The organism is Streptomyces sp. SS7 (assembly GCF_037993025.1).
GTDB lineage: Bacteria > Actinomycetota > Actinomycetes > Streptomycetales > Streptomycetaceae > Streptomyces.
Genome location: NZ_CP141223.1, coordinates 9,553,642 through 9,578,082, shown reverse-complemented (window position 1 = coordinate 9,578,082; position 24,441 = coordinate 9,553,642). Strand labels below are relative to the sequence as shown.

General features: G+C 72.2%; 27 protein-coding genes and 6 pseudogenes. 17 read left to right on the top strand and 16 right to left on the bottom strand.

Features of this window, described 5'->3' with window-relative positions; genetic code table 11:
- Positions 1-39: 39 nt before the first annotated feature.
- A complete protein-coding gene (locus tag U5640_RS43165; RefSeq protein ID WP_340384660.1) occupies positions 40-258 on the bottom strand; it encodes a hypothetical protein in 219 nt (72 codons plus the stop codon).
- Positions 259-502: 244 nt separating this feature from the next.
- Here U5640_RS43165 and U5640_RS43160 point away from each other — a divergent pair, with 244 nt between their 5' ends.
- A complete protein-coding gene (locus U5640_RS43160; protein WP_340384659.1) occupies positions 503-643 on the top strand; it encodes a hypothetical protein in 141 nt (46 codons plus the stop codon).
- Between the two features lie 559 nt (positions 644-1,202).
- On the opposite strand, the gene U5640_RS43155 is transcribed toward U5640_RS43160, so the two are convergent.
- Entirely contained in the window at positions 1,203-1,442 is a 240-nt protein-coding gene (locus tag U5640_RS43155) for a hypothetical protein (protein WP_340384658.1), read from the bottom strand.
- A 228-nt stretch (positions 1,443-1,670) separates the two neighbouring features.
- On the opposite strand from U5640_RS43155, the gene U5640_RS43150 reads away from it, so the two are divergent.
- The 6 genes from U5640_RS43150 (at position 1,671) to U5640_RS43125 (ending at position 7,986) form a co-directional block, all read left to right on the top strand.
- Complete coding sequence (locus U5640_RS43150; protein WP_340384657.1) at positions 1,671-2,975, top strand: FAD-dependent oxidoreductase; 1,305 nt, start codon at positions 1,671-1,673, stop codon at positions 2,973-2,975.
- Positions 2,972-3,706, top strand: coding sequence for a DUF1365 domain-containing protein (locus tag U5640_RS43145; RefSeq protein WP_340384656.1), 735 nt, complete (start codon positions 2,972-2,974; stop codon positions 3,704-3,706). The genes U5640_RS43150 and U5640_RS43145 overlap by 4 nt, the downstream gene beginning before the upstream one ends.
- Positions 3,703-4,974: a class I SAM-dependent methyltransferase gene (locus tag U5640_RS43140; protein WP_340384655.1), complete on the top strand. Its 1,272-nt coding sequence runs from the start codon at positions 3,703-3,705 to the stop codon at positions 4,972-4,974. The genes U5640_RS43145 and U5640_RS43140 overlap by 4 nt, the downstream gene beginning before the upstream one ends.
- Complete coding sequence (locus tag U5640_RS43135) at positions 4,971-6,284, top strand: cyclopropane-fatty-acyl-phospholipid synthase family protein (RefSeq protein WP_340384654.1); 1,314 nt, start codon at positions 4,971-4,973, stop codon at positions 6,282-6,284. Before U5640_RS43140 ends, U5640_RS43135 begins: the two co-directional genes overlap by 4 nt.
- A complete protein-coding gene (locus U5640_RS43130; RefSeq protein ID WP_340384653.1) occupies positions 6,281-7,108 on the top strand; it encodes a DUF1295 domain-containing protein in 828 nt (275 codons plus the stop codon). The genes U5640_RS43135 and U5640_RS43130 overlap by 4 nt, the downstream gene beginning before the upstream one ends.
- A 212-nt stretch (positions 7,109-7,320) precedes the next feature.
- Positions 7,321-7,986, top strand: a complete 666-nt coding sequence (locus U5640_RS43125; protein WP_340385677.1) for an alpha/beta family hydrolase — start codon at positions 7,321-7,323, stop codon at positions 7,984-7,986.
- 27 nt (positions 7,987-8,013) lie between these two features.
- On the opposite strand, the gene U5640_RS43120 is transcribed toward U5640_RS43125, so the two are convergent.
- The 5 genes and pseudogenes from U5640_RS43120 to U5640_RS43100 form a co-directional block, all read right to left on the bottom strand.
- Complete coding sequence (locus U5640_RS43120) at positions 8,014-8,766, bottom strand: anti-sigma factor (RefSeq protein ID WP_340384652.1); 753 nt, start codon at positions 8,764-8,766, stop codon at positions 8,014-8,016.
- Positions 8,763-9,347 (bottom strand): sigma-70 family RNA polymerase sigma factor, encoded by a 585-nt coding sequence (locus U5640_RS43115; protein WP_340384651.1) that lies wholly within the window; start codon positions 9,345-9,347, stop codon positions 8,763-8,765. The genes U5640_RS43120 and U5640_RS43115 overlap by 4 nt, the downstream gene beginning before the upstream one ends.
- A gap of 165 nt (positions 9,348-9,512) precedes the next feature.
- Positions 9,513-9,730: pseudogene (locus U5640_RS43110) on the bottom strand (DNA-binding response regulator); the annotation flags it as partial.
- A complete protein-coding gene (locus U5640_RS43105) occupies positions 9,696-10,421 on the bottom strand; it encodes a phosphatase PAP2 family protein (RefSeq protein ID WP_340384650.1) in 726 nt (241 codons plus the stop codon). The gene U5640_RS43105 and the pseudogene U5640_RS43110, both read right to left, overlap by 35 nt.
- A 76-nt stretch (positions 10,422-10,497) precedes the next feature.
- Complete coding sequence (locus U5640_RS43100; protein ID WP_340384649.1) at positions 10,498-11,163, bottom strand: DedA family protein; 666 nt, start codon at positions 11,161-11,163, stop codon at positions 10,498-10,500.
- A gap of 134 nt (positions 11,164-11,297) precedes the next feature.
- Here U5640_RS43100 and U5640_RS43095 point away from each other — a divergent pair, with 134 nt between their 5' ends.
- The 3 genes and pseudogenes from U5640_RS43095 to U5640_RS43085 all read left to right on the top strand — a co-directional run.
- A complete protein-coding gene (locus tag U5640_RS43095) occupies positions 11,298-11,666 on the top strand; it encodes a BlaI/MecI/CopY family transcriptional regulator (protein WP_340384648.1) in 369 nt (122 codons plus the stop codon).
- A complete protein-coding gene (locus U5640_RS43090) occupies positions 11,666-12,592 on the top strand; it encodes a M48 family metalloprotease (RefSeq protein ID WP_340384647.1) in 927 nt (308 codons plus the stop codon). The genes U5640_RS43095 and U5640_RS43090 overlap by 1 nt, the downstream gene beginning before the upstream one ends.
- A 185-nt stretch (positions 12,593-12,777) precedes the next feature.
- Positions 12,778-12,882: pseudogene (locus tag U5640_RS43085) on the top strand (transcriptional regulator); the annotation flags it as partial.
- A gap of 99 nt (positions 12,883-12,981) precedes the next feature.
- On the opposite strand, the gene U5640_RS43080 reads toward U5640_RS43085, so the two are convergent.
- The 4 genes from U5640_RS43080 to U5640_RS43065 form a co-directional block, all read right to left on the bottom strand.
- A complete protein-coding gene (locus tag U5640_RS43080) occupies positions 12,982-13,557 on the bottom strand; it encodes a rhodanese-like domain-containing protein (RefSeq protein WP_340384646.1) in 576 nt (191 codons plus the stop codon).
- A gap of 136 nt (positions 13,558-13,693) precedes the next feature.
- Positions 13,694-14,437 (bottom strand): sulfite exporter TauE/SafE family protein, encoded by a 744-nt coding sequence (locus tag U5640_RS43075; RefSeq protein WP_340384645.1) that lies wholly within the window; start codon positions 14,435-14,437, stop codon positions 13,694-13,696.
- The gene (locus U5640_RS43070; protein WP_340384644.1) at positions 14,434-14,799 is read right to left on the bottom strand and encodes a rhodanese-like domain-containing protein; all 366 of its coding nucleotides are present in this window, start codon (positions 14,797-14,799) and stop codon (positions 14,434-14,436) included. Before U5640_RS43070 ends, U5640_RS43075 begins: the two co-directional genes overlap by 4 nt.
- 35 nt (positions 14,800-14,834) lie before the next feature.
- A complete protein-coding gene (locus tag U5640_RS43065) occupies positions 14,835-16,199 on the bottom strand; it encodes an MBL fold metallo-hydrolase (protein WP_340384643.1) in 1,365 nt (454 codons plus the stop codon).
- A gap of 163 nt (positions 16,200-16,362) precedes the next feature.
- Between U5640_RS43065 and U5640_RS43060 the strand changes: the two are divergent.
- Positions 16,363-16,792 (top strand): annotated as a pseudogene (locus tag U5640_RS43060) (DUF302 domain-containing protein).
- 87 nt (positions 16,793-16,879) lie between these two features.
- Here U5640_RS43060 and U5640_RS43055 read toward each other — a convergent pair.
- The 3 genes from U5640_RS43055 to U5640_RS43045 all read right to left on the bottom strand — a co-directional run bounded on the left by U5640_RS43055 (position 16,880) and on the right by U5640_RS43045 (position 18,612).
- Positions 16,880-17,422, bottom strand: coding sequence for a hypothetical protein (locus U5640_RS43055; protein WP_340384642.1), 543 nt, complete (start codon positions 17,420-17,422; stop codon positions 16,880-16,882).
- On the bottom strand, positions 17,407-17,802 hold the full coding sequence (locus U5640_RS43050) for an MFS transporter (RefSeq protein ID WP_340385675.1): 396 nt from the start codon (positions 17,800-17,802) through the stop codon (positions 17,407-17,409). Before U5640_RS43050 ends, U5640_RS43055 begins: the two co-directional genes overlap by 16 nt.
- Before the next feature lie 324 nt (positions 17,803-18,126).
- Positions 18,127-18,612: a hypothetical protein gene (locus tag U5640_RS43045; protein ID WP_340384641.1), complete on the bottom strand. Its 486-nt coding sequence runs from the start codon at positions 18,610-18,612 to the stop codon at positions 18,127-18,129.
- A 21-nt stretch (positions 18,613-18,633) separates the two neighbouring features.
- Between U5640_RS43045 and U5640_RS43040 the strand changes: the two genes are divergently transcribed.
- The 4 genes and pseudogenes from U5640_RS43040 (at position 18,634) to U5640_RS43025 (ending at position 20,336) form a co-directional block, all read left to right on the top strand.
- The gene (locus tag U5640_RS43040) at positions 18,634-19,287 is read left to right on the top strand and encodes a hypothetical protein (RefSeq protein ID WP_340385727.1); all 654 of its coding nucleotides are present in this window, start codon (positions 18,634-18,636) and stop codon (positions 19,285-19,287) included.
- A gap of 20 nt (positions 19,288-19,307) precedes the next feature.
- A pseudogene (locus U5640_RS43035) lies at positions 19,308-19,681 on the top strand (transposase); the annotation flags it as partial.
- Positions 19,675-19,806, top strand: a pseudogene (locus U5640_RS43030) (hypothetical protein); the annotation flags it as partial. The pseudogenes U5640_RS43035 and U5640_RS43030, both read left to right, overlap by 7 nt.
- 134 nt (positions 19,807-19,940) lie before the next feature.
- Positions 19,941-20,336 carry a hypothetical protein gene (locus tag U5640_RS43025; RefSeq protein WP_340385725.1) on the top strand — a complete coding sequence of 132 codons (396 nt, stop codon included), beginning with the start codon at positions 19,941-19,943 and terminating at the stop codon, positions 20,334-20,336.
- Between the two features lie 112 nt (positions 20,337-20,448).
- Here U5640_RS43025 and U5640_RS43020 read toward each other — a convergent pair whose 3' ends face one another.
- Positions 20,449-20,628, bottom strand: a complete 180-nt coding sequence (locus tag U5640_RS43020) for a hypothetical protein (protein ID WP_340384640.1) — start codon at positions 20,626-20,628, stop codon at positions 20,449-20,451.
- Between the two features lie 436 nt (positions 20,629-21,064).
- A complete protein-coding gene (locus tag U5640_RS43015; RefSeq protein ID WP_340384639.1) occupies positions 21,065-22,465 on the bottom strand; it encodes a hypothetical protein in 1,401 nt (466 codons plus the stop codon).
- Positions 22,466-22,878: 413 nt separating this feature from the next.
- On the opposite strand from U5640_RS43015, the gene U5640_RS43010 reads away from it, so the two are divergent.
- Both U5640_RS43010 and U5640_RS43005 read left to right on the top strand, forming a co-directional pair.
- A complete protein-coding gene (locus U5640_RS43010; protein ID WP_340384638.1) occupies positions 22,879-23,289 on the top strand; it encodes a hypothetical protein in 411 nt (136 codons plus the stop codon).
- A gap of 19 nt (positions 23,290-23,308) precedes the next feature.
- Positions 23,309-23,504, top strand: a pseudogene (locus tag U5640_RS43005) (replication initiator); the annotation flags it as partial.
- Between the last annotated feature and the right edge of the window lie 937 nt (positions 23,505-24,441).

Below are 24,441 nucleotides of genomic sequence, written 5' to 3'. Positions count from 1 at the left end.
ACAACGAGCATGTTGGGGCCATCAGCAAGGTGGGGCCCATCAGGCGATCAGAAGTGGGCTCGGCTGGGCCGGGCAGCCCGCCGTCGACGCGCACGCACGGGATCCGCGTCCGCTCCGGCACGCCAGCGGCCCGCACAGGGCGTCGGAGGCGGCCTTGTCCTCGACCGCGGCCCTCAGTCGGCCGTCGATCGCGGCGACGGTGCCGCCCGGGCCCGCCCACCGGCGCAGCCGGTCGGTGGCGTACCAGGCGGCGATCACCGGCGGCGCCGCCAGGGCGCGCAGGAGCGCGGACGCCGCGGCGTCGACGGCCTGTCCCGGACACGGGCGGGGCCGTGGGGGGCACGGGCCATGCCGGTGCGCCCGGCGGGGGCGACGGCTCGACCGTGTGCGTGTCGGCGGCCGGCGTCGCCGTGGGACCCGGTGCCGGGGCGGCCCGGGCGGGGGACGCGGCCGCGGGCGTCGCCGCGGTGCCGGCCGGAACTCCCGGCAGGGTGGGGCCGACGTGCCGCAGGCGCGGGCCGCCGAGGACACGGGCCTCGATGACCACGCCCGTCTCGCCCGCGGCGCCGATGACCGGGCGGCGCAGCAGGGTGGCGATCCGGCCGTCGGACAGGCTCACCTCGTCGAAGGCCCGGTGCGGTGAGGCGATGAGTTCCTCGGCCTTCTCCCCGCAGCACGGCCAGGTCGATCCGCCCGAGGGCGCCGTCGTCGTGCGGGGTGCGGTGTCCGGGGAGGGCGGGTTCGGGCCGGAGCGGCCGGGCTCGCGTGCCGTGGGTGGCCCGGCCGGTCCGCCGGTAGGCGGCGAGCAGCGCCCGCTCGCGCTGGGTGGCCTGTTCCAGCAGCCGCTCCTCTATGCCGTGGACGGCCTCGCGGACCAGCCGCACCATGGCGCGGTCGCCCTCGGCGCGCAGGCAGGTGAGGTCGAGGACCGCCTCGACGTGGCCGCTCAGCGGATTGCGGATCGGCGCGCCCGCGCAGGTGAAGGGCTGCAGGCAGGCAGTCGGCGAAGTGCTCGCGCCCCACGTCGTAGAAGGGGGAGCGCTCGGCCGGCGCGGTGCCGACGCCATTGGTGCCCACGACCTGCTCGGGGGCGTCGAAGCCGGGGGCGAACCGTATCCCGTCCAGGCGTCGGCGCAGCGTGCGGTCGCCGCCGTAGCGCTGGATCATGCGGGCGTGTCCGTCGCAGAGCACGACCGTCATGCTCACGTCGGCGAGCGACGCGGCCAGGTCCTTCGGCACCGGGTCGGCCGCGCGCCGGAACCGGTCGTCCAGCTCCAGGTCGGAGCGGTAGGGAACCAGCAGCCGGTGCGGCTCCAGCCCGGCGGACCTCGTTTCCAGGAGTCGAGGACCGAGCCGCGTACGTCCGAGTCGACCCGGGCACCGGTCAGGAAACGCTCGTGGGCCTCGGCCAGGCCCCCGATCCGGTCCCAGGCGACGGTCATCGGCACCACTTCCTTCACCCGGAGACGGTCTCGGCGCACCCGCTGCTCGGCTCGCCGCGGGCGAAGGGGAGCCCTCCAAGTGGTTTCACGGTGGACCGTCCATGAGGGGAATCTCCATGCGGTCACGCCCGCCCCCGTCCGACACCGGACGAAGATGCGGCCAATCCGTCGCCCGCGCTGCTCCGGATTACGCGGAGACCCTGATCGCGGAGAGCGGGAGGAGAGGCGATGGAGCGGACGTCACGGGACGTTCCGGAGCGGACGGTGCGGTACGGACGGCGGACGGCGGTGGTGGGATCCGGGGTGGCGGGACTGACCGCCGCGTACGTTCTGGCCCGCGACAGTCACGTCACCCTGTACGAGGCCGACGAGCGGCTCGGCGGGCACGCGCACACGCACGAGCTGACGTCGGCCCACGACGGGCGGGTGCACCGCGTGGACTCCGGGTTCATCGTGCACAACCGCCGCACCTATCCCACCCTGCTGCGGCTGTTCGACGAACTCGGCGTGGCGACGCAGGAGTCGGAGATGAGCATGTCGGTGCGGTGCGAGGGATGCGGCCTGGAGTACGCCGGAGCCCGCGGCCCCGTGGGGCTCTTCGCGCTGCCCCGCAACCTGCTGCGCGTGCCCTATCTGCGCCTGCTGGCCGAGGTGCCGGCCTTTCACCGGGCGGCCCGGCGGCTGCTCGCCCAGGGCGGCCAGCCGAACCTCACGCTCGGGGCGTTCCTGGACCGCGAGGGCTTTTCGGCCTACTTCCGCTCCCACTTCATGACACCGGTGGTGTCCGCCGTCTGGTCCTGCGACGCCGCCACCGCCCAGCACTACCCGGCCGCCTACCTGTTCCGCTTCCTGGAGCACCACGGCATGCTCTCGGTGGGCGGCTCACCCGTGTGGCGGACGGTCACCGGCGGTTCCGGCGCGTACGTCGACCGGGTCGCCAAGCACATCGGCGAGGTCCGCACCTCGACCCCGGTGCTGGCGGTGCGGCGCCGTGCCGACGGCGCCGACGTGACGGCCGAGGACGGTTCCACCGAGTCGTACGACGCGGTGGTGATCGCCGTCCACCCGGACCAGGCGCTGCGGCTGCTGGCCGATCCCACCGAGCGGGAACGGCAGGTGCTCGGCGCGTTCCGCTACGCGCGCAACAGCACCCTCCTGCACACCGACACCCGGCTGCTCCCCCGCTCCCGAGCGGCCCGTTCCTCGTGGAACTACCTGATGCCGTCCTGCGCGGCCGGCGCCGACCGGGTGCGGGTCAGTTACGACATGAACCGGCTGCAACGCCTGGACTCCGCGGAGAACTTCGTGGTCACCCTGGGCGCGGACGACCGGGTCGCCCCGGGCCGGGTGCTGGCCCGCATGGTCTACGAACACCCGGTCTACACGCCCGAGTCGGTGGCCGCCCAGCAGCGGCTGCCCGAACTCAACAGCGCCGTCTGCGCGTTCGCCGGGGCGTACCACGGCTGGGGGTTCCACGAGGACGGCTGCCGCTCCGGCGTCGCGGCCGCGGCCGCGCTGGGAGTGCGCTGGTGAACGCCGTACCCGCCCTCTACCCGTGCACGATCACGCATGTGCGGACCGCTCCCCGCCGGTACGCCCTGCGGCACCGCACCTACCTGTGGCTCATCGACCCCGACCGCCCGCCGCGGCTGCCACGCGCGCTGCGGCCCCTCGCCCGGTTCGACCCGCGTGACCACTTCACCGGCGACCAGCCCTCGATCCGGGCCGGCCTGGACGCCTTCCTGGCCGCGCACGGCGTACGGCTGGACGGCGGGCGCGTGGAGATGCTCACGCACGCCCGGGTGCTCGGGTACGTCTTCAACCCGCTGACCCTGTTCTGGTGCCACGGCCCGGACGGCGACCTGCGCTGCGTGGTCGCCGAGGTGCACAACACCTACGGCGGACGCCACTGCTACCTGCTGCGCCCGGACGCCGGCGGGACCGCGTCCACCGGCAAGGAGTTCTACGTCTCGCCCTTCTTCCCGGTCGACGGCCGCTACCGCATGCGGCTGCCCGTGCCGGGACAGCGCCTCGACCTCGCCGTGCACCTGGACCGCGCGGGCGGCCGGGCCCTGACCGCGACGGTGCGGGGTACCCGGCGGGAGGCGGGCGGCGCGGCCCTGCTGCGGCTGGCGCTGCGCCACCCCTGGTCCACCCTCGTCGTGTCGGCCGCGATCCGGGCCCACGGCATACGCCTGTACCTGCGGGGGCTGCCCGTCCAGCCCCGCACCGACGACCACCCCACTCCGGAGAACGTGACATGAGGACAGCAGAGCCCCTGACCGGCTCCCAGAACCGAGCCGCGGCCGTCGATCCGGTTCGCTGGCCGGACGTCGCGGTCGTGCCGCCCGCCTCGCGCGGCCGCACCGCCGTGACCGAGGCCCTGGTGGGCCGGGCCCTGCGCGGGCTGCCGCTGCGGGCCCGGTTCGCGGGTTCCGCCACCCTCGGCGCGGGCGGGCCGCTGCTGGAGGTCCACGACCCGCGTGCCTTCCACGCGCGTGTCGGCACCGGCGGACTGATCGGCTTCGGCGAGTCCTACATGGCCGGGGAGTGGGACGCCCCGGACCTGGTCGCCGTGCTGACGGTGCTCGCGGGACACGTCGCCGATCTCGTCCCGGCCCCGTTGCAGCGGCTGCGCGGGCTGTGGGCGCCGCGGCACCCGCACGACGAGCGCAACACGCCGGACGGCTCACGCGCCAACATCAGCCGCCATTACGACCTGTCCAACGACCTGTTCGCCCTCTTCCTCGACGACAGCCTCACCTATTCCTCGGCCGTCTTCCGGGGCTTCCCCGCGAGCCGCGACCTGCTGACAGGGGCCCAGCACCGCAAGATCGACCGGCTGCTGGACCTGGCCGGGGTGGGCGAGGGCACCCGGATGCTGGAGATCGGCACCGGCTGGGGGGAGCTCGCCCTGCGGGCCGCCGCCCGCGGCGCACAGGTCACCTCGCTCACCCTCTCGCGCGAGCAGCAGGCACTGGCCCGGGAACGGGTGCGCGCGGCGGGCCTCGCGGACCGGGTCTCGATCGAACTGTGCGACTACCGCGAGGCGGGCGGGGAGTACGACGCCGTCGTGAGCGTGGAGATGATCGAGGCGGTCGGCGCGGAGTTCTGGCCGGAGTACTTCCGCACCCTCGACGCGCGACTGGCCCCCGGCGGCCGGGCGGCGCTCCAGGCGATCACCATGCCGCACGAGCGGATGCTCGCCGCCCGCGACACCTTCACCTGGATCCACAAGTACGTCTTCCCCGGCGGCCTCATTCCCTCCACGCGGGCGATCGAGGAGACCGTCCGCGACCACACCCGGCTGCGGCCGGCGCGCCGGGACGCCTTCGGCGCCCACTACGCCGAGACCCTGCGTCTGTGGCGGGAGGGCTTCACCGCACGCGCCGAGGACGTCGAACGGCTCGGCTTCGACGAGACCTTCCGCCGTCTGTGGACCTTCTACCTCGCCTATTCCGAAGCCGGTTTCCGGGCCGGTTACCTCGACGTCCAGCAGTACCTGTTCACCAAGGAGGGCACCGCCCGATGACCAGCCTCCAGCCCGTCACCCGGACGGGCGCCGCCCACCGCCTGGCCGCGCTCGCCGAGGAGGCGCTCGGCGGCCCGCCGCCCGTACGGCTGCGGGCCTGGGACGGCAGCGAGACCGGCCCCGCCGGGGCGCCCGTGGTCGTGCTGCGGTCCCGGCGCGCGCTGCGCCGTCTGCTGTGGCAGCCCGGCGAACTCGGCCTGGCACAGGCGTACGTCACCGGTGAACTCGACGTCGAGGGCGATCTCGGCGAGGGGCTCCGCGCCGTCTGGGCAGCCGCCCGGGAGCGCGGGCTGCCCCCGCCCCGGCTCACGCCCGCCGACCGGGCCAGAGCGCTCGCCACCGCCGTACGGCTCGGCGTGGTGGGCCCTCCGCCGCCCGTACCCGTCTCCCAGGCCCGGCTGCGCGGCGGGCTGCACAGCCGGGCCCGGGACCGGGCCGCCATCAGCCACCACTACGACCTGTCCAACGCGTTCTACGGCCTGCTCCTCGACGAGACCATGGCCTACTCCTGCGGCTACTGGGCGGGCGAGGGCCCCGGATTCACGTCCGCGGACGCGCAGCGGGCCAAGCTGGAGCTGATCTGCCGCAAGGTCGCCCTGGAGCCGGGCGCCCGGTTGCTGGACATCGGCTGCGGCTGGGGTGCCCTCACCCTGCACGCCGCCGAACGGCACGGGGCCCTGGTGACCGCCGTCACGCTGGCCCGGGAGCAGGCGGCGTACGTCCGGGAACGGGTGGCCGAACGCGGCCTGGCCGACCGGGTGCAGGTGGTCTGCCAGGACTACCGGGACATCCGGGGCGGCGGTTTCGACGCCGTCACCTCGATCGAGATGGGCGAGCACGTCGGCGACGCGGAGTACCCGGCCTTCGCGGCCGCCCTGCACCGGCTGCTGCGCTCCGGCGGCAGGGTGCTGGTGCAGCAGATGTCGCGTGGGCGCGGTACCCCGGGCGGCGGGGCCTTCATCGAGGCGTACATCGCGCCCGACATGCACATGCGGCCGCTCGGCGAGACGGTGGGCCTGCTGGAGGCGGCCGGCCTGGAGGTACGGCACTCCGAGTCCCTGCGTGAGCACTACGTCCGCACCGTCACCGCCTGGCACCGCACCCTGGAGGAGCGCTGGGGGTCGTTCACCGCTCTGGTGGGCGAGGAGACCGCGCGGGTGTGGCGGCTCTACCTGGTGGGCGGGGCGCTGGCCTTCGAGGAGGGGCGCATGGGCGTCGACCAGATCCTGGGCGTACGGCCCGTTGCGGGCGGCGGCAGCGGCATGCCGGCGATCACCCGTCACTGGTACGAGGGGCTGGACAGGCTGTGAGCGGTTTCCCGTGGGGCGCGTTCGCGCTCAACCTCGCCTGGGCCGCCGCCGCGGCCCTGGCCGTCATGCTGGTCACCTTCGCCGTGGCGGTGCGCGCGGGACTGCACCGGATCGTGGACGTCGCCTGGGGGATCGGCTTCACCGCGGTCGCGGCCGTCACGTTCGCGGCCTCCGCCGGCCACGGGGACCTCGCTCGGCGGGTCCTGGTCACCGTCCTGACCGCGGTGTGGGGGCTGCGGCTCGCCGTGCACATCGCCCGCCGCGGCCGGGGCCACGGCGAGGACCCGCGCTACGAGGCGATGCTGGCCAAGGCCCCCGGCAACCGGAACGCGTACGCGCTGCGGATGGTGTACCTGCTCCAGGGGGCGCTGGTGTGGCTGGTGTCGCTGCCCGTGCAGGCGGCGCAGTACGTGCCGGACCCGCCGTCTGCCGTCGTCTGGGCCGGTAGCGCGCTGTGGGCGGTGGGCCTCGGCTTCGAGGCGGTCGGGGACGCCCAGCTGGCCCGGTTCAAGGCCGATCCCGCCAACCGGGGCCGGATCATGGACCGGGGCCTGTGGTCATGGACCCGGCATCCCAACTACTTCGGGGACTTCTGCGTGTGGTGGGGACTGTTCCTGCTCACTTGCGACTCCCCGGCGGCGGCCGCCGTGTCCGTCGTGTCGCCCGTGGTGATGAGTCTGCTGCTGATCCGGGGCAGCGGGAAGCGGCTCCTGGAGCGGCACATGGCCGACCGGCCGGGATTCGCCGCCTACGCGGCCCGTACCAGCGGCTTCTTCCCGCGCCCGCCGCGGCGGGAACCGTCCGAGACACGGGGCGCACCATGACGGAGGGGCCGGGCGGCACGGGGCCGGACGGGCGGGGGCGAAGGGAGCAGGGGCCGGAGTGGCAGAGGCCGGACGGGCAGGGGCCGGGCGGGCAGGGGCCGGGCGGGCAGGAGCCGGACGGGCAGGAGCCGGACGGGCAGGAGCCGGACGGGCAGGAGCCGGACGGGCAGGAGCCGGACGGGCAGGGGCCGGACGGCCCGTCGGCCTCCGCGCTGGTCCTGCGCAGGTCCCCGCCGGGGCCGCGGGCAGCCGTGCTGGTGCTGCACGGCGGGCAGGCGGACAGCGAGCGGCCCAGTCGGCGTGGGCAGCTCGCCGCCCTGCGCATGGAACCGATCGTGCGGGCGGTGACGGCCGCGCTGCCCCACCGGGACGTCCTGGTGGGGCAGGTCCGCTACCGCGTGCGCGGCTGGAACGGCACCCGGGCGGATCCCGTGCGGGATGCGCGGCGGGCGCTGGAGGATCTCGCCCGTCTCGCGGGCCCCGTCCCGACGGTCCTGCTCGGCCACTCCATGGGCGCCCGGGCCGCCCTGCACGCCGCGGATCACCCGCAGGTCCGCGCTGTGCTCGCCCTCGCGCCGTGGTGGCCCGCGGGCGAGCCGGTCGAGCAGGTCGCGGGCCGGCGGATCGTCGCGCTGCACGGGGCGCGGGACCGCGTCACCTCCCCCGCCGCTACGGCCGACTGCGTGCGCCGCGCGCAGCGCACGGCGGCACGCGCCGGGATGGCCCTCGTGGCCGGCGGCGACCACGCGTTGCTGCGCCGCCACCGCTTCTGGCACCTCACCACCGCGGCCGTCGTGGCCCATCTGCTCGACCCCGACGGGGTGCCGGACCCCCTGCCCGAGGAGTGCTACGGCACGGGTGCCTTCCCGGAGCTCTGAGCGGCGCCCCCGCAGGGGCGGCGCCGCTCAGGCGGGCAGCGTCATCAGGGCGACCGGGCCGGTGGTCGGGGCACGCGAGCCGCCCTCGGGTTCGACCGTGATGCCCATCCCCGAGGCACCGTCCACGGCGCCGCGCAGCAGGACGACCTGGTCGCTGCGGCCGGGGTCCATCAGCCCTGCCGGCCGCATGCGTCCGGAGTCGTCGAACCAGAGCTGGTAGACCCGGCCGCCGGGCGGCCGGGTCATCCCCGACACGACGAACACGGCCCGGTCCAGTTCGCGGGAGACGACGACGGCACCGGTGGCGCCGTCGCCGAGTCGCGCGGCCCGGGTCCGGGCGTCCGGTGCGGCGAGTACGGCGGCGACCTCGTCCGCCGTGCCGGCCGCGCGCCGGACCCGCTCGCCGGCGTCCTCGGCCCGCTGGTGCTCCCACACCGCGGTCCCGCCGAGCGCGGCGGTGGCGGCGAGGCAGGCGGCGAGCACCCAGCGGGACAGCAGCCGGGCCCGGCGGCCGGCGTGGACGGGGAGGACCCCGTCCACCGTCCCGGGCACCTCCTGGCGGACGGTGGTGATCCGGCGCAGGACGTGGTCGCGCAGGGCCGGCGAGGGCGTGACGGCGGCGGCGAGGCCGAGACGCGCCGCTGTCGCGCGCAGTTCGGCGGCCTCCTCCTCGCACGGTTCGCACCGGGAGAGGTGGCGTTCGAAGGTGACGTTCTCGTCGTCGGACAGCGCGTGCAGGGCGTAGGCGCCCGTCAGCCGGTGCAGGTCGAGGGAGCTCACGCGGTCACTCCCAGGCAGTCGCGCAGCCGGATGAGCCCGTCGCGCAGGCGGGTCTTGACGGTCCCCAACGGCAGTTGCAGCGCCTCCGCCACCTCGCGGTAGGTCAATCCGCGGTAGTACGCCAGCGTGAGGGCCTGGCGCTGGACCTCGGTCAGGGTGCGCAGGCAGCGCCGTACCTGTTCGCGCTCCAGCCGCGCCTCGACGTGCTCGGCCACCTCGTCGTACTCGGGCACCCGGTCCAGCAGCGCGGCCCGGTGGTCGCGGGCCGCCGCGGCGTCCGCCGACCGCACCCGGTCGACCGCGCGGCGGTGGGCGAGGGTGAGGATCCAGTTGATCGCCGTACCGCGGTCGGGGCGGTAGCGGGGCGCTGTCCGCCACACCTCGACCAGGACCTCCTGGGCGACCTCCTCGGACTGGGCGTGATCGCGCAGCACGGCGCGGACGACTCCCAGCACCGAACCCGCCACGGCGTCGTAGACGCCGGCGAACGCCTCTTCGTCCCCCAGCGCCACCTGGCCCAGCAGGCCCTGCAGGTCGGGTTCCGTCGAGGGGTTTCTTCCGATGTGTACTGCTTCCTTCACCGAGGGCCTCCACCGTCGGGACATGTCCGGGCGTAATCCGTTCGGGTCTGGACCCCGGTTCGGTTGCGGTGGATGTGTCACTGCCGAGAGGTCACTGCGGATACGTCACTTCAGCGGCGGTCGTGCGTCGGCCCGCGGCGACGGGGTGGAACGGCCGCGGACGACGGGTTTGGGCAGGTGGCAGTGGTCCTCGCCGCCTGCGGAGAAGCCGGACAGCCGGTCGGTGATGTGGTGGCGGGCGGTCGGGAAGACGACAGGGGCGCGGATGCCGATGCCGGCGTCGGCGAGTGCGAGGACGGGGACACGGCGCAGTCGTCCGGGGCACGCCGCAGGACGTCACGCAGGACGTCACGCAGGGCGTGATCGTCCTCCCCGACCGGGATCTCGGGACGCGTGTTCCTCCGGGTGTCGCGGGCGGGCCGGTCGGGCGAGGGAGGCGGTGGGCGACCAGTGGGCGGCGGCGCACAGGCACAGCCCGAGCCAGCCGACGGCGAACAGCCAGCCGCCGACCACATCGCTGAACCAGTGCACCCCGAGGTACGCGCGGGTCAGTCCGACCGACACTCCCCAGCAGCCGACGGCGGCGGACAGGGCCGTGCCGCCGCGCGGGGCACGCACGGTGAGCGCCACGACGAGCAGGCCCGCGGCGAGGGCCGCCGTGGTGGTGTGTCCCGAGGGGAACGACCAGCCGCTGGCGGGCGCGGCCCAGTCCGCCCGCGGCGGCCGGGCCCGGTGGGCGGCCTCCATCACGCCGTAACGCAGGGCCTGGCCGGCGAGGAGGCAGGCGAGGCCGAGGGCGCCGGCGAGCAGCCGCTGCCGCAGGGTCCGCCCGGCCACCGCTCCGGCGAGCACCACGAGCGCGTACGGAACGACTCCGGTGCCGGTGGCGGTCACCCCGCGCGCCACGGCGAGCAGCACGTCGGGGCGATGACCGAGGGACCAGGTCAGCAGGGAGCGGTCGGGCCGGATCGGGTCCCCGGCGCCGCCCGTGGCGTTCATGGCGAGCACCGCGAACGCCGTCCACGCGCCGACCCCGGCGCTGCCCGCCAGCTCGGCGACGTCCCCGCGCTTCATGAGACCGCCGCCGGGCTGGGCCGAGTGCCGGTGAGGCACCGGGACAGGGGCCGCGCCTCCTGTCGTACGAAGATCGTCACCGGACCTCCTTCGCCCCGTCCTGCCTGCGTCCCCGGTACAGCTCGGCGGCGAACGGAAGCAGCGACACGAGCACGATCAGCGCGACCAGTGGCAGCAGATACCGGTCCACGTCGGGGATCGACGAGCCCAGGGCGTACCCCGCGAGGGTGAGGCCGACGCTCCAGAGGAGACCGCCGACGATCTGCCAGAGGGTGAACACCCGTGCCGGTACGCCCAGCGCCCCGGCCAGCGGATTGAGCACCGTCCGTACCACCGGGACGAATCTCGCGAGGACGATCGCTCTGGCGTGTCCGTAGCGTGCGAGGAGGTGTTCGGCGCGCTCGGCCCCCGCCCGCAGCCGGGCGGATCCGTCGCGTGCCAGCAGGGCGCCGCCCGCCCGGCGTCCGAGCAGGTAGCCGCACTGGGCGCCGGTGAGCGCGCCGAGCGCCGCCGCCACCAGCAGCGGCCCCAGGGACAGGCCGGCCCCGTGCTTCCCCGTGGCGGTGCACAGCAGACCGGCGGTGAAGAGCAGGGAGTCGCCGGGCAGGAAGAAACCGATCAGCAGTCCCGTCTCCGCGAACAGCACCGCGCCGACGCCCAGCACACCGAACGCGCTCAGCAGGGAGCGGGCGTCGAGGGGGTTCACCGCCTGCTGTGACGACAGGGCTACGGTGGCAGTCATCGGACGGGTCCCTTCGCCGAGGCCGGCCGGGCGGCGCCCACGGCCCGCTTGACCCCGGCACGACAACCCGACCGACTACAATTATGTAGACGGTCTACGACACTGTAGACGATCGAGGAGCGAGGAGGGTTCCCATGCCCGAGGCGAAGGACGAACGCCGGCCGGCGGGTGAGCTGGAGGCCGCCGTGCTGGCCGCCCTGTGGGCCGCGGGCACACCGCTCACCCCGGCCCAGGTACAGGCCCACCTCGCCTCCGACCTCGCCCGTACGACCGTGACCACGATCCTGTCCCGGCTGCACGAGAAGGGGACACTGGAGCGTGAGCGGCAGGGCCGCGGCTTCGCCTACCGCCCCATAGAGGACCCGCACGGTCTGACCGCCCTGCGCATGCACGGCGAACTCGACCGCGACAGCGACCGGGCGACCGTGCTGGCCCGCTTCGTCGACCGGCTCAGTCCGGACGACGAGCAGGTGCTGCGCCAGCTGCTGGAGGAGGGGCCGTGATGATCGCGCTGCTCCTGATCCCGCTGCTCGTGCCGTGGGCGGCCCCCGCGCTGGCCCGCCGGGTCCTCGACCGCTGCCCTCCGGTCGCCGCCCTGTGGACCCTCACCGTCTCGGCACTCCTCCTCGCGGGCGGCAGCGTCGCCGCGCTGGGTACGCTGGCGCTGACCGGCCTGCTGAAGATCCCGGCCTTCGCCGCGCTGGGTGAGCTGGTCCACCCTCTGCGCACCCCTTCCGAGCGGCTGGTCCTGCCGATCGCCGCGCTCGCGGCCGGCCTCCTCGTCCTGGCCGCCCTCACGCTCGGGCTGTCCCTCGTACGGCAGACGGCGGGGCTGCGCACCGCCCGCGCCCAGGCAGGCCGCCGCCCGGCCGCGGGCGACCTGTGCGTCGTCGACTCCCCCCGCCCGGACGCCTACGCCCTTCCCGGCCGCCCGCACCGCATCGTGGTCACCACCGCCATGCTGCGCAGCCTCGACGCGCCCGAGCGCGAGGCACTCTTCGCCCATGAGCGCGCCCACAACAGCGGCGGCCACCACTACTTCCTGGCCACGGCCGAACTCGCCGCCCACTGCCACCCGGCCCTGCGTCCGGTCCGGGAGGCCATCCGGCTGGCCGCCGAGCGGGCGGCCGACGAAGCCGCGGCCACCGCCGTCGGCGACAGACACCTGACCGCGCGCGCCATCGCCCGGGCCGCGCTGGCGACGACCGGGCAGGACGCCGTACGCCCGACGGTCACCCCCGCAGCGACGACGGGTCCGGTCCCCCGGCGCGTGGCAGCACTCCTGACGCCCGCCCGGCACGCGCGCGCCGTGCCGTTCATCGCCGCGCTCCTCGCCACGTGCGCCGTGCTGTCCTGCGCCACGGCGGCGACCGGCGCGTTCCGCGTCCACGAGGACATCGAGATCGCCCAGGGCGAGACGACGGGGTGAGCCACCGGCGCGTCGGTGGTGCGGGCGGACGCGACAGGGGGCCCAGGGCGACTGGGGCGCGTATCGAGTCGGCACCCCGCTCTGTCCGATACCGGTCTCGTCCGTGAGAGCAACCAGGACACGGCATACGCCGGGTCCCGCCTGTTCGCCGTCGCCGACGGTTTCGGAGATCAGGGAGCCCCCGCGCCACCGGGCTGCAGCACTGCCTGACCGATGCGGACATGGCTGCTTCCGGCGACCGGGAGCAGATGCGTACTCGGCTGGAGAAGCTGTTCCTTTCTCTGGCCTGAGCTGCGGTGCCGCGACGCCGGATCACCCGCCCGGTTGGGACGGTTGGGCTACGAAAGGGGAGGGATCCGGAGCCGGGTCCCTCCCCTTTGTGGTGTGGTTCAGCGGTTGCGCAGTGCGGCCAGCGTGTGGTCGAGGTCGGCGGCGCGGGGGCGGTTGTGGGGGAGCTTGGCGAGCATGGCGGCCATGCCGCAGGTGTTGGTCAGGGCGGAGAAGACCAGACCGCCCGCGATACCGGCGGAGATGAGCTGGAAGGCGGGGTGGACGACGAGCCCGAGCAGCAGGCCGAGCAGCACGATCGCTCCTGCGGTGAGCCTTACCTGCCGCTCCATCCCCCAGGTGGCCCGGGAGGCGCCCTGGGGGCGGTGGAGCTCGTGGCCGTCGGCCGCCCAGGCGCCGGTTCCTCCCGACAGGGTGATGGCGGTGACGCCGTTCTCTGCGAGGATCTTGCAGGCGTTCTCGGAGCGGGCGCCGGAGGCGCAGACGACCAGGACGTCGCCGCGGTCGGTGGCGTGACGGATGTCGGGCAGCGCGCGCTGGATCTGGTCGAGGGGGATGTTGAGCGCGCCGGGGAGATGGCCGCCGGCGTATTCGCCCGGGGTGCGCACGTCGATGATGGTCAGTTCGTGCAGGCGGGTGCGCGCCTCGTCGGTGGCGAGGGCCGTGGGTGTGGTCATGGCAGATGTCATCCTTGTCTGTCGGAGTGCGCTGAGCTTGATCTGGCGGGAGCCGGACTGAGGGCGGTCCTGAGATGCCCGGTGGGGCTGGAGAAGCTCTCCTGGTCCTGGTCTGAGCCGGTCGCGGCCCTCGTGTTCAGACGATCACGTCAACGAGCATGAAGGCCGCCACCGCCAGCAGTACGACGGCGAAAACTCTCTGCAGGGTGGTGCCGGAGATCTTGGTCGCGAGGCGTTTGCCGTCCCAGGCGCCGAGGATCGCGGCTCCGGTGAAGGGGCCGATGACCTCCCAGTGGAGCCCGCCGCTGGTGCCGGTGCGAGCGGCGAGCGCGGCGAGTGAGTTCACCGTGATGACGAGCAGGCTGGTGCCCACCGCCCGGCGCATGGCCAGTCCCAGGACGCCCACCAGGGCGGGCACGGCGAGGAATCCCCCGCCGACCCCCAGAAAGCCCGTCACGGCGCCGAGTCCGGCACCGGCGCCGGCCGCCTTGCCGGGACGGATCCGGTCGGGCGGTTCGGACTCGGACGGACGCAGCATACGCAGGGCCGCCAGCGCGGCGATGACCGCGAACGCCGCCGTCAGCACCGTTTCGGGCAGGCGCCCGGCGACAGCTCCGGCGAGAAAGGCGGGGACGATGCCCGCCGCGGCGAACAACGCCCCTGTCTTCCATGCCACGTTCCCGTCGCGGGCGTGAGCGTACAGGGCGGTGGCGGAGGTGGCGGTGACGATGATCAGGCTGGCGGTGGTGGCGGCGGCCGGAGTGAAGTCGAGCAGGTAGATCAGTGCCGGTACGGCAAGGACGCTGCCGCCACCGCCGAGGGCTCCGAGGGCGAGACCGATGACGGCCCCGGCGATGAGGGCGAGAACAAGTACGGTCACGCTGTCCGGCCGCTGTTCCCGCGTTCGTCGACGACGGGGTGTCCGGCGGCGGCCCACGCGTTCATGCCGCCCTCGACGTCCACCGCGTGCGCTCCGCGTTCGGTGAGGAGCTTCGCGGCCTGCTGGGAGCGGTGTCCACTGCGGCAGATCACCACCAGCGGACGGTCCTGCGCCTCGGCGGGCAAAGTGCCGCCGGCGACCAGTTTCGTCAGCGGTACATGGACGGCGCCCGGGGCGTGGCCCGAGTTCCATTCGGGCTTCTCGCGGACGTCCAGCAGGACGGCGTCAGGCCGGTCACCGCTGGTACGGCTGTGTGCCTCGTCGACCGTGACACGGGGCCCGTTTCGGCGAAAGAGGGTCATCCCACGCTTCCTTCCTTGCTGGGGAACGGCCGAACTCAGGCGGAGGCCAGGGGCAACCCGGCATCCGTCGCGGCGTCGAAGGCGTCGTCGACCGCGACCACCTTGCGGCCGACGGCATCGAGGAGGGAGGCGGCGATCGCCGCGCGCATCCCGCCGGCGCAGTGCACCCACACCGTCCCGGGCGGTACTTCGCCGATACGGCCGTGCAGCTCGTGGACCGGGATGTGGACCGAGCCGTCGATGTAGCCGCCCGCACGCTCCGAGTCACGGCGCACGTCCAGCACGACCACGTCGTCGCCGCGCTCACGGACATCGGCGAGGTCGGCGAAGCGGGCGCGGGGGAAGGAGGCGAGCTGCTCGCCCTCGCGGATCCAGCCGGCCGGGTCGCCGGTGGCGGCGGCGGCCGGGCGGTCGATGCCCACCCGTGCCAGCTCCCGTTGCGCGGCGGCGATCTGCTCCGGGGTCTCGGCGAGCAGGGTGACGGGCTTGCCCCACGGGATCAGCCAGGCCAGGTAGGTGGCGAGCTTGCCCTCGCCCTCGAAGTTGAACGAGCCGGCCATGTGCCCCTCGGCGAAGGCCATGCGGCTGCGCAGGTCCACCACCCACTCGCCCGCGGCCAGCCGGGAGGAGATTTCGCCTGCATCCGCATACCGCGGCGGGGTGAGGTCGACGGGGGCGGGGCCGGCGGCGTTGGCCGGGCCCATGTGCGCGTAGTAGGCGGGCACGTCCTCCAGTCCGGCGAGCATCCGCTGAACGAAGGTGTCCACGTCCAGGGTGAGCGCGTCGTTGCTGGTGCGTTCCTTGCCGATTGTGGTCGCGTCCCCCTCGGCCTGGGCGGAGGAGCAGAAGCTGCCGAACCCGTGGGTGGGCAGCACCGGCACCTCGTCGTCCAGCTCGGCGGCCAGGCGGTGGGCGGAGGCGTGCTGGGCCCGGGCCAGCTGCTCTGTCAGCCGAGGCTCCACCAGGTCGGGGCGGCCCACCGTGCCGATCAGCAGCGATCCGCCGGTGAACGCCGCCACACCGCGACCGTCCTGCTCCAGGACGTAGGAGGTGTGGTGCGGGGTGTGTCCGGGCGTGGCGATCGCCCGCAGGACCAGACCTGCGTCCACGTCTACGGTGTCACCGTCGGCGACCGAGGTGCGGGCGAAGGACACGTGCGCCGCGGCCGGCACCAGATAGGAGGCGCCGGTGACCCGGGCCAGCTCCAGGCCGCCGGTGACGTAGTCGTTGTGCACGTGAGTCTCCGCCACGTACGCGATGCGCACCCCGCGCCGGGCGGCGGCGGCGATCACCTGGTCGATGTCGCGCGGCGGATCGATGACCACCGCGGAAGCGGGCCCGCCGGCCAGGTAGCTGCGGTTGCCCAGACCCTCGAACTCAAGGATGTCGACGAAGAACACGGCTGCGGCTCCTCCACAGGAACGGTGTACCCCGGGGGGTATTCGGCACCTACCTTAACAGAGATACCCCGGGGGGTATTCCTGTGATCCTGGACGCCCCCTATATCCGCGGGTGCGGCATTGTGTTCCGGGTTTTTCCGCCTCACCGAAGGAGCAGCGCCCCGTGTCCTACGACCGCGCCGTCCGCCTGGCCGCCACCGCCGCCGTCCGCCAGGCCCTGGCCGACCAGGGGCTCGGCATCCTCACCGAGATCGACGTCCAGGCCACGCTCAAGGCCAAGCTCGGCCACGACATGGAGGACTACCTAATCCTTGACGCCTGCAAGCCGCTCGCCCACCAGGCCCTGGAGGCCGACCGCTCCCCTGCTCCTGCCCTGCAACGTCATCGTCCGCCTGGACGGCGACCACACGCTCGTCCAGGCTCTCGACCCGGACACCATGGTGACCCTCACCGGCATGGACGTCCTCAAGCCCGTCGCCGACGAAGCCACCGTCCGACACCGAAACCGGCGATCACTCCGAAGGAGAGCCACCTCACTCGGGGTCCAGTCGGGGAACCGGCGACCGTCGAATACGCGAGCCCACCAGTACTGAGGCCGTATCTGCGGCCTGCGCGACCCTGACGCCGCTTCCGACGACGATGAGATCCGGAGGGACCTGACTGCGTGCGCCGGTCACTTCTCAGGGGGCGAAGGAGAAGCCGGTCAGTTTCTCTGAGACCTCCCACAAGCGGCGGGCGGCATCGGTGTCGGTCGCAGACGGGACAGGCTTGACGAGCTTGGGGTGGCCACGGTTCTCGCCCCGGCCGTCGGGGCCGTAGAACTCGCCGCCCTGGACGGCGGGGGCGGTTGCGGCGTAGAGCTGGTTGAGGGCTCCCATGGTGACGTGCTGGGCCCTCAGGCGGTTGCCGATCCGGCCGACCAGGTTGAGCAGGCCGGTCGGGCCGGAGGTCTGCAGGTTGGTGGCGGTGTAGCCGGGGTGAGCGAGCACGCTGATCGTGGGGCTGCCGGCCGCGCGCAGCCGCCGGTCCAGCTCCAGGCCGAACAGGACGTTGGCGAACTTGGACTGGGAGCAGGCGGCGGACGGGGAGTAGGAGCGCGCGGATTGCAGGTCGTCGAAGTCGATCCGCCCCCGCCGGTGGTGGGTGGAGCTGATGGTGACGATCCGGGGCGCCGACCCGGCGCGCAGCACGGGGTACAGCAGAGCGGTCAGCGCGAAGTGCACACCGCCGCGGTGCCACAGATCAGCGCGACGACGACCAGGTGCTGAAAGGTGAGCGCGTCGAGCCACGCCGCCAGTGGAATACTCGCGAGCGCCGCGCCTGCCACCAGATCACACGCGATCATCAGTGGCCGTTTGCGTGTCCGGTCCACCCATGCGCCTACCGGCAGCCCCACCAGCAGCCAGGGCAGCCACACCACCGCGGCGAGTAGGCCGACGGCGGTGGAGCTGGCGTCCAACACCGCAACCGCGATCAGCGGCAACGCGACCACGGTGATGCTGTTGCCCAGCCCACTCACTGTCTCGCCTGTCCAGAGCAGGAAGAAATCTGGTTGGGTGAACACTCCCCAGCGGTTTCGGGGCCGGTCCGGCGTGTCATTCATCGAGTCCACACCGGGCATCATGCCGTGACCTCTTCAACTTGCCGTACTGGTCACGTAGTTGGGGAAACCAGCCCAGGGCAGTTCATGGGGCGGTTGAGCGCCCGGCGATCCGGCCGAAGGTGGGCAATCCCAGGTGGATGGCCGTGGGCTTGAGAGCGGCATCGAGGTCGGCGGGTGATCAGCCGTGCGACGACGTCGCCCGTACGGGCGGAGACGGCGATCAGGGCGCGCCGGGACAGGCCGTAGTCGAGCGGGCGAGCGCTGATTCGGGGCCTTCGCCGTCCGCGTAGAACAGGACTGCAGAAGGCTCAGGCCTCGACCGGGTCAGTCGGCCCGCCGCCTGCCGGCCGGGTCGTGGGGGCTGCGCAAGCTCCACCCCTTCCACCCGTTGTTCCAGACCACGGTGTCCCCGCTGATCTCCTTGAATGCCTTCAAGACCGTCTTGTGGATCGCCGGGTTGCCGTTGTCGTTGGTGCGTGAACACCTGAAGAAGGCGCCTGGGCCGGTCGCGGCTATGATCCGCATCTTCGAGCGATTGGGGACCTGGTGGGGATATTTCGGCGCGGAGAGCGTCGTGATGGGGTGGACCTGCCGCGCGACGGGGAGTTCGCGTTCCTGTCCGAGGCGGAGGCTGCCCGGTTGCGTACCTTCGTCCGCGAGGCATTCGCGGAGCGCGGCATCGAGGTAACGGTCGAGCCGGGGCGTGTGACCACGGACTCGGGTTGGCGCTTCGGCCTCTCCAATCTTGCGGCCGTGTGCCACAACGACAGCCGCGGCCCCCGGTGCTGGCGGGCGCTCGTAGACGAACATGTCGACCGGGTCATCCGATCGATGGATGGACCTCAGGCTCTCAAGGCCTTGCCGCACGAACAGCTCCTGGCCCAGCTCTACCCCCGCTTCATTCCCAGCGATCCCGCGCTCCTGAAGGCTTTCGGGTACGGTCCCCAATCGGTCCCGGGGCTGTTGGAAGTGCTGGCGCTCGACCTCCCGGAAACCGTCGACATGCTGACCGCGGACTCCCTCTCCAACCTGGGTGACGTCACGGCGCTTCGGGACCGTGCGTTCCAGAACCTACGAGCCGTCCGCATTGACAAGCACAAGGTGGTCAGGGACAAGGACGGCTCCCACTTCGACGTGCTGATGGGCGGCTCGTACTTCATCGCGAGCCTCGCCCTGGTCCTGGACGAGGTCGTATTCCGCTACATCAAGGACGCACCGGCGCCGGACGGAATCCTGGTCGCGCTGCCGCACCGGCACCAACTCGCCTTCCACGTCGTCCGCGACAGGAACGTGGCCTCCTCGCTGCACACCATGGCCCGGTTCGCCGCCATGGGCTTCGAGCAGTCACCGGGCGCGCTGAGCCCCACGGTGTTCTGGTGGCACGAGGGCAGCTTTACCCAGGTCGCCACCCAGGACGACGCCGGCATGCACATCAAACTCACCCAGGAGGCCATGGACCTGGCAGCACGTTTCGCGGGCGGGTAGCCAGACCTGACTCGACATGCGAGTGGACGAAGGCCAGGGTGTGGGCCAAGCTCTACCGCCTGGTCCTCGACAATCTCGGGTCTCGGGGTGAGCTGGACTGGTCCCGCTGCGCGATCGACTCGGTGAACATGCGGGCCTTGAAAAGGGGGATCTGACAGGTCCGAATCCTGTCGACCGGGGCACGTACGGCTCGAAGATTCACTTGATCACCGAGCGGAGCGGTCTGCCCATCTCTGTCGGAATCTCGGCGGCGAACCTGCACGACAGCCAGGCGCTGATCCCGCTGGTGAAGGGCATACCGCCGCTCCGCTCCCGCTGTGGGCCCCGGCGGCGCAAGCCGGGCAAGCTCCACGGCGACAAGGGCTACGACTACGCCCACCTGCGGCGATGGTTACGCGAGCGCGGCGACTCGTCTCCGAGCGGCAGGGCCGGTCCCTGATCATCACCAGCAACCGGGCATCCAGCGACTGGTATCCCCTCTTCCCCAACCCAGTCGTCGCCGAGTCCCTGCTGGACCGGCTGATCAACGCCAGCCACCAGGTCATCAGGAACGGCCCCAGCTACCGGCCCAACAAGCGGCCCAAGGGCCCCACCGACAAGCCGCCGGTCAGTCAGCAGGCCGCGAGGAGGCCGGCAAGGATGCCTGCCGGGTCGTGCAAAACCCGCCCCGCAAGAAGGCCGCGGCAGCGTCAGGTGGGGCCAAGCAGACGAAGGCCGGGAAGGCTGCGCCGGCGAAGACCCGCGCCAGCAAGAAGACCGCCTCTGCTCTTGCACCGGCCCAGCAGCCTGCTGCGCCCAAGCTGGTGGACCTGGTGCGGCAGCACCTGGTCGGCCTGGAGGATCCCCGTTCGGCTGCCGAGATCGCCACCGCACTGGGACAGATGCATCCCGAGCGGGCGGTGAAGACCACCGTGGTGCGCACGACGTTGGAAGGTCTCGTGGCCAAGAACCAGGCCCAGCGCACCAAGCAGGGCACCTCCGTCTACTACACCACCCCCGACACGGCCGTGCCCGCAGCTGACGATCAGACACCGCAGCAGCCCGTCTGACGCCCCGGGAGCTGCCGGCCGGCCGCATGCGGCGTTGCTGCAGCAGTTGGGCGTCACGCGGGCCGGACCGTTCCGCAGTCCTTCGGTGCCCTCTGCCGGGGGGCCGTGTGGGTCAGGCCGCGCGGACGGCCGGGTGGGGGCTGAGGTGCCGTACGGCCTGCCGACGGTCCGCTGTCGCCGACAGGAAGGTGCAGCCGCCGAGGATGATGAAGAGGATCGCGTTCGTCCACTCACTCTCACCACTGATGACGAAGACCATCATCACGCAGAACGCCGTGACCAGGAGGAGCATGAACGAGCCCCGAACCGGTCTGTGTGCGGAACGCATATCGGGCGGCGCCGAGCTGCCGCTGCGCCGCCGCGTCCGGCACGGTCGCCGGGATCTCGTCCCACAGGTTCAGAGTCCCCATCGTCACTCCCACTGCGCGCTGCTGTTCCCCAACAGGCCTGTCAACGAGGTGAGTTGACGATCCCGGAATGTCATCGCGATGCTACGGTGCCTGGCTGGAAACCGGTAGACGGCTGTCGTCCGCCGGGACTGAAGCTCTCTACCGTTTCGTTCGCGACGTGTCCCCGTCCCTGCGTGCCTGAGTGACGAGCCGACCGCCCACGCGTGGGACCTGACAGCGGCGATCACCCCGCTGTCGATCAGCGCTTCACGGTTTCTCGCCTCCTGGACCGGATCCCTGGTGCTCCGCTCGACTCCCCGCGCGCTCACGACCTGGACGTCAAGGCAGCAGGCGTTCCACGAGAGCGTTGCACTCCTCGACGAGTCGGCCGGTCACCTGGTCCACCAGGGCGATCGGCTGGAGTCGGAGGGTGATGCCGGCGAGCCAGCCGGTCAGGTCCGTGGCGATCACCGCGCCTCCGGGCCCGGTTTCGAAAGCGGGGATGAGGGCCAGCAGCATCCGGGCCCAAGTGGCCCCGAAGTCATGGAACTGGAAGCGCATGGACAACACCTGGGCCCTGGACGCCGCAGCGAAGAGGTAGTGCGCCTCGCGCCCGAGGAGACCGGCCTCCCGGGCACTGTACGGGTCCGGATCGTCCAGGAGATCGACGGCGAGCCCGGCCAGCAACGTCGCCATGGCGGGTGCGGTCTGCTCCTCGCAGCGCAGCGAGGGGACCACGGTTGTCGCCCCGTCCGCCGGGTCGAAGGCGAGGTCTCGCAGTACCGACGGCACCCGGTCGTCCCCGAGTTTGCGTGCCGCGGCTGCCAGTGCGGCGGCGAAGGACATCGAAGGCGGCCTCGCGGCGCCCGTGGTGTCCTGTGCGGTCAGGGACCGCCAGGCCCGGGTTGCCTCGTCCGCGGTCCGGGGGTTGAGTTCGCGGCCCTCCCCGATGAGCTCCGCGCCTTCGTCGCTGCGACCCGCTTCGCTGAGATTCAGTCCGTGGTGGACGAGCGCGGTCACCAGGTGCCTGAGATCCGCGGGGGCGTTCGTCTGGGCCATCACCCTCGCGCTGTGCACCTCCGTCGCTTCGACGGCGAGGGCGATCTCGGGCCGGCCCTGTCGGGTGTGCACCCGCGCGGCGATCGCGGCGGAGCCCCGCAGGTACCGTCCGTGCATGAAGGATTCCGCCAGTGGGGCCTCGTTGATCGCTTCGGCCTTGGAAAGGTAGAAGCGGACCGCCCAGTTCGCCGAACAGACGGCGAGGTCGTGGTCGCCGTAGTCGTACAGGACGCTCGCGTTCATGCTGAGCACCCGGGCAAGGTCCAGGAACAGGGCTGAGTCGCCTGTGCCCGCGCCGAGGTCCATATACGTCATGACCGCCTGGTCAGCCTCGATGACAGCGGAGACTCCGCGCCCCAGCTCGGCCAGGACCAGCGCCTTGCGGGCGTGGACGTCGGCAACGAGGGCGCGCATGCCGGGTTCGCCCGACTCGCCGAGCTCCGCGTAGACGCCCGCGCACTCCGTGAGCGCCTCGAGAGACTCGTCCGGCTGCCCCGCGCTGACCAGCGTCGAGCCCAGTCCGTACAGCACGCTGCCGAGCATCCGCTTGGCTTCCCGGTCGCCGGGGTCCCGCCCGACCAGCACGTACATCAGCCTCCGGGCCTCCTGGTGGAGCGGTGCCGCATCTGCCGACAGCCCATCGACCATCAGCGCCTGCGCCTGCGAGAACAGCTGCCCCACCCGTAGCTGAAGGTCCCCGGTCGCAGCGCCCGTATCCGGATCTCGGCCCGGGTCCGGAGCCGGACCGCCAGAGGACGCACCAGACTTCGCCGAACGACGCCACTTCATGCGCCCGCCCCCACCTTGAATGACAGGAAACCCGTCTCCTCAGGCGTGCCGAGAGGCACCTCCGGCACCGGACCCCCTCTTCACGTCCCACCCCACACTCCTTCCTCCCCTGTCAACTGCACCCGAAACAAGGGGCCGTTGACGACTCTGAGGGCGCTCGAGCAGCAGAGACCCCGCTCGGCCGGCAGCGAATCGCGGTCTTGCCGGCCCGACCTGCTTGAGCAGCCGGAAGTCCGGATGCACCGCCCAGCAATGTCCCTGAAATCCATGGTGGCGACGAAGCTGAACCGCCTACGCTCCAACCCATGCGAACCGTCTTCGTGTTTCCCGCAGGTGAGCGATCTGAGACTGTCGCCTCGCTCGATCGGCATCTGCCCAAGCAGCGCGATCCGTGGACTCTGGACGGCAACCTCTACATCAACATCGACGATGAGCAGACCGGTTACCTCTTCTCGGACTGGGATCCCGAGGATGTGGCGATCCTCGAAGCGGCCATCGGACATCACCCCACGTGGGCGGTGGAGATCGACATCTCCGGACGGATCGACGGCACCGCAGAGGTACACCAGATGATCGCGCTGCTGCTTGAGCATGGAGGCGTGGCAATGGACGACTACACCCCTCACCCATGGACCTTGCCGGAAATCGTGTCTGGAACAGTGATCGACGGTCTGCGCTTCTTCGACTTTCGCGGCTACCACGAACTTCATCCCTGAAAGGGCGGGGTCGGTCCCTCCCCCGAACCCGGCCACCTATGACTCCACCCGCGCCGTGCTCTGGAGCGCCCGCGCCGGACGACTCTGGGCGCGCTTCACCACCTACCTGCGCCGTGCCCTCGCCCAAGTACCTCCGCATGACGCAGAAGGCCCTGAACCAGGCCCTGCGCGTCTCCTTCGCCGAAGTCGCCGAGCACCAGATGCGCGGCACTGTCCGAACTGGGGCCGGAAGCAGAGCGGGAACTGGAACGCTGCTGGTGGCGTCTGGTCCTCACATGCATGCCGGACTGCCTGGGGAGGCATTATGCGCACCGTGATCGGGAACCGTTCGCCAGGCGTCGGTCGGGAAGACCGTCTCGCAGATGCCCTGTGGCCGTTGTCGTTCCCCGACACCCCGCACGCCCGATCGGCGGCTTATGGTCTGGCTGGACTTGTCATGGAACTGTCCGTCGCCGTCGCCTTCGACAACTACTGGGCTGACAGTCACCGGAGCCGGCCGCCGCTGGGCTGGTTCTGGGTGGTATGGACTGCCCCATCGGTGCTCCTGATGTGCGGGGCTCTCGTCGCCGCCCTTGCCAGCCGACGGAAAGGCGTTCTCCGCCGGTTGCTGTCTGCCGTCGCCTGGGCGGTCTCTGTATGCACGAGCTTCAGCCTGCTGTTGCTGCTGTTTGCTTCCGGTGCCGACCTGTGCGAAACGATCCCGCCCCCAGTGGCGGTGTACTTGCAGCCGACACTCATGGTCCCGGTCTGCCTGGCAGTCTCGCTTGCCGTCGGATCGCTGGCCAGTGCCGGCGCATGGGCCGTGACACGGCGTCGCATACACCACGTCGTGCTGTATGCAGTCTGGCTCGCATCCGCCGGAGTCGCTGTCTTTCTCCTCCTCCGACCAATCCTCACCGCATCCCCCACGTGCTCTCCCATGCGCGGCGGATAGCCGACTCCCGCAACACGGCCTAGTGACGCGATGTCACGAATATCCATGCCGCAGCGCCCGTTTCAGACCGATTGTGGTGGTCCGATTCGGGTCCTGATTGCGATGAGACCTTCACTCCGAAGGTCGAGTTCCTCCAGACGGTCAAGAAACGCGACAGAACGTCGACCCTGCTCGCGAGCAGGACCTGATCGGCCACATCGAAACCGAGACCGCAAGTT